This window comes from Peribacillus sp. P4_D6, assembly GCF_056401795.1.
This window is the reverse complement of the sequence record NZ_JBFUIQ010000237.1, coordinates 1-3,419: the sequence shown is the minus strand read 5'-3', so window position 1 is coordinate 3,419 and position 3,419 is coordinate 1. Positions and strand designations below refer to the sequence as shown.

The 3,419-nt window shown below is 41.0% G+C and carries 5 protein-coding genes and 1 pseudogene; 2 read left to right on the top strand and 4 right to left on the bottom strand.

Features of this window, described 5'->3' with window-relative positions; all coding sequences use genetic code 11:
* Together AC1DVB_RS26055 and AC1DVB_RS26050 are read left to right on the top strand one after the other, a co-directional pair.
* Window positions 1-363, top strand: a 363-nt coding sequence (locus AC1DVB_RS26055) for a glycosyltransferase (RefSeq protein WP_477591684.1), incomplete at its 5' end; no start/stop codon positions are given.
* 52 nt (window positions 364-415) lie between these two features.
* Window positions 416-559, top strand: coding sequence for a DUF2639 domain-containing protein (locus AC1DVB_RS26050; RefSeq protein ID WP_082609322.1), 144 nt, complete (start codon window positions 416-418; stop codon window positions 557-559).
* A gap of 40 nt (window positions 560-599) precedes the next feature.
* Here AC1DVB_RS26050 and AC1DVB_RS26045 read toward each other — a convergent pair whose 3' ends face one another.
* The 4 genes and pseudogenes from AC1DVB_RS26045 to AC1DVB_RS26030 all read right to left on the bottom strand — a co-directional run.
* Complete coding sequence (locus AC1DVB_RS26045; RefSeq protein WP_063575899.1) at window positions 600-1,283, bottom strand: LrgB family protein; 684 nt, start codon at window positions 1,281-1,283, stop codon at window positions 600-602.
* Window positions 1,258-1,650 carry a CidA/LrgA family protein gene (locus tag AC1DVB_RS26040; RefSeq protein WP_477591681.1) on the bottom strand — a complete coding sequence of 131 codons (393 nt, stop codon included), beginning with the start codon at window positions 1,648-1,650 and terminating at the stop codon, window positions 1,258-1,260. Before AC1DVB_RS26040 ends, AC1DVB_RS26045 begins: the two co-directional genes overlap by 26 nt.
* 205 nt (window positions 1,651-1,855) lie before the next feature.
* Window positions 1,856-2,410 (bottom strand): GNAT family N-acetyltransferase, encoded by a 555-nt coding sequence (locus AC1DVB_RS26035; RefSeq protein ID WP_057277357.1) that lies wholly within the window; start codon window positions 2,408-2,410, stop codon window positions 1,856-1,858.
* Between the two features lie 333 nt (window positions 2,411-2,743).
* Window positions 2,744-3,406: pseudogene (locus tag AC1DVB_RS26030) on the bottom strand (undecaprenyl-diphosphate phosphatase); the annotation flags it as partial.
* Window positions 3,407-3,419: the final 13 nt, after the last annotated feature.

Sequence of the window (3,419 nt, the reverse complement as noted above, 5' to 3'; positions counted from 1 at the left end):
CCTTTTGAATTCGTGCATGAAGAATTATTCGATCTTTTGGCGGCTGCCGATGTCGTTGTGTCAAGGGCTGGTTCAAATTCTATCTTTGAATTCCTTGGTTTGCAAAAGCCGATGTTGCTTATCCCTCTAAGTGCCAATGCATCCCGGGGAGATCAAATCCTGAATGCGTCAAGTTTTGAAAAACAGGGTTTTTGTAAAGTCCTCCAAGAAGAAGAGCTGAATGATCGGGTTTTTAATGCTACATTAGCGGATTTATTGAAAAAATCGGATGAATATCAAGAGAAGATGCGTCAAAAACGCCCATTCAAAACGGCAGCTGAAATGTATGAATTACTGCTTAAAGTAATGGCTGCAAAAAAATAAGTATCATTCCCCTCTATGCAGCATATCTTTTTCGAACAGAGGAGGGGGTAGAATGGCTTATGAGTATTCCAAAGGATGGTTCATTCAGCAGCTAAAAGCCGCAGGGATTAGCTATCATCCAATTGAAAAAAGAAAGCTGGAGCTGTATAAGACTTATATTCTAAGGCGTTTATACGAGGATCTGCAAAAAAAATAATCACAAAAAGAACCGCAACGCGTTGACGTTGCGGTTCTTTTTATAGGAAATTACTTATAAAAGGAAAGAAACAGGAAATGAGGATACCTGCGATAGCCATTGCCGCACCTGCGACAGCCCCGGTAAACTCACTTTCCTGGGCAGCTTGAGCCGTTCCAAGTCCATGAGCGATCGTACCATAGGCGATACCACGTGCGAAGGGCATTGTAATGTTTAGTTTATCCATCATTTTTGGAGCGATCATCGTACCCAGCACCCCTGTCAAAATGACGAAGGCAGCTGATATATTGGAATTCCCGCCATAAAGTTCCGTGATTTCAACCGCGATTGGCACTGTAATGGATTTAACCGCCAATCCTTGGAATATGAATGGTGGAAGTGAAAATGCTTTAGCGATGGCGAAGGCAATGATCAATGTGACAAGGAGACCAAAAATCATCCCGCTAATAGCCGGCATTGCATATTTAACGATTATTTTTCTGTTTTTATAAAGTGGTACGGCCAAAGCAACGGTAGCTGGTCCCAGGAAATAGGTAATGATGTCTTTTCCAGGTGAATAATCCTCGAAGTCCAAACCGCTGATCAGCAGTACGAGAATAATTGTAACCGTACTGAAAAATACGGGCGTCGTAAAAGGGGATGGGTGTTTAGCATATATTTTCCTTCCGATGAAATAGGCAAGGATGGTTATCAAGATGCTATATGTTGTGATGAACGCTGTCATGCTGTTTAACCTCTCCTCTATTGGATAGCTTCTGAACGGTMCATGCTGAAACGATGAATCCAAATATCAGGCTTATACCTAAGGTAAGTGCCAAAGGCAAACCGAATTCAATGAAAAGCCATCCCATGGTCATTAAGCTGATTGAAATGGGAATGAAGAAAAAGGCTAGGTGCTTTACCAAAAATCCTGATGTAAGTTCAATCCATTCGACTTTTATGACCTTCGTCTGTAATAAACCGAATAACAGAATCATGCCGATGACGTTGCCTGGTATAGGTAAGTGAAGTAAATTGGCTAAATAATAGCCAAGCTTGCAAATGATGAGCAGGAAGATAAGCTGCACGATAAAAGCAAATATTTTTTTCATGATTAAGTCCTTTCAATGACGCTTTGAATATATTATTGAATTGGTCAATTGTATTCATTATAAAAAAATATCCCTAAAAAGAATAGGGATTTGCAGCAATCTATGTTTAACATCCTGTGAAACTGGAAAAAAGAGCTTTCCAGGTATGGAAGCTCCGGCCATTATATGAAAGGATAAACAAAGCCATATTGAAATGTTCTTCGCTCTATGCTTCAAGTAACTGCTGTTCGTCATCATCATGCTGTCTAAGGATATGAAAGGTGTATAAATCTTTAGGGATTTCATACAGATCGTAGATATCTCCTTCATGATTGATCTGATCATAAAGGGATTTTCTTGTTTCGTTGGCAATGACGGCATAGGGAAGTTTTTCTGCGGCTTTTATGGAGCGGATATTTTTTTTGCGAATTCGCATGAAGACCGTTTCCAAACCGAGCTCGAAAAAAAGCTCTTTGAAGAAAGCGTCTTTTGCGATGGCATTATACCCTTTTCCATGATAAGGCTTGCCAAGCCATGTGCCTAAGAAACCTGCACCATTTTCAATATCGTATAAAGAAATACAACCGATGGGATTTTCCCATTCATCCAAGATTGTTCGTGAAATGAGTTGCCCAGCATCTTCGGCTTCGATCGTTTGCTTAGTAATGAAAACATATTCTTCATATGAATCTACCTTATGGCGCACGAAAGGGAAGACATCTGGATGCGTCATTTGTTCATAAAGAGAAAAACAATCTGTGAAATCTCTCTTTTTTAACATTTCCGTCCCTCCGTTTGAGGGCAGTTCTTATGCGTAGTCGCTGCCCACCCTCGAAATTTTTTAAGTCGTTCATCAAAAAATTTCGGGGTGGGAATCGAACCCACTAGAACCGGAAACCGGTGGCGCACCATTTGCCTTCCCTATTTTTATTGTCAGAAAGTATGCAAATCTAAAGAACCTTACGAAGGTATAATACTAAAAAAAAAACGGTTTGGGAATAGGTTTTTTGCCTTTTTTTTTCGTCAAATTTCAACTTTTTCTTGAAGGGTGAAATCTTTAGGCAAACGTCTGCATTCTTCCATGAAAAACTGATTGTTTCGCCCGTTTTTTTCTTTAAAATTTACCTGTAAATTGCATGAATAAAATGATTGCGCCAAGGGCCCATACATAGATGGAGAATATTTTGAGTGAACGCTTTTTTAAGAAATCGATCATCCATACTACAGCTATATAACCAAAGATTGCTGCTGACAGGGTCCCGACGAAAAGCGCAGTGAGTGGAAGCCGTTCAACTTCTCCTGTAAAAATCGGTTTCATCTGAAATACGATGCCCCCCGTAATGGCAGGAATGGAAAGCAAAAAGGAAAAATAGGCTGCAGTGGCCCTATCCAGCCTGCAGAAGAGGCCAGYTGCTATCGTTAAGCCGGAGCGCGAAAGAGCGGGCATGATGGCAGCAGCTTGGAAAGTACCGATGATCAGCGCGTCTTTAATCGAAATTTCATTAAGGGATTTGCCGCCTTTTCTTACACCGTCGGCTACCCATAAAATCAGACCGGTCGCTAAAAATTCCCAGCCTATGGTCACACCTGTTTTTGAAAGGCCGTCAAACCAATCACCAAGTAAAATGCCAACAATCACGGCAGGAATCGTCCCAGCAATGAGAAGCAGAGTCATTTTGGAGAAAGGATTTTTCAAAATGGCAATTATGTCCTTCTTATAAACGACCAATAATGCCAGCAAGGTTCCGATGTGGAGCATGGTATCCAGAAAATGCCCGCCTCGTCAAGGT

Bases quoted from the DNA above. Each gene is read 5' to 3' on its own strand.
- AC1DVB_RS26050 (WP_082609322.1), top strand. From the start codon at position 416: ATGGCTTATGAGTATTCCAAAGGATGGTTCATTCAGCAGCTAAAAGCC.
- AC1DVB_RS26045 (WP_063575899.1), bottom strand. From the start codon at position 1,283: ATGACAGCGTTCATCACAACATATAGCATCTTGATAACCATCCTTGCC.
- AC1DVB_RS26035 (WP_057277357.1), bottom strand. From the start codon at position 2,410: ATGTTAAAAAAGAGAGATTTCACAGATTGTTTTTCTCTTTATGAACAA.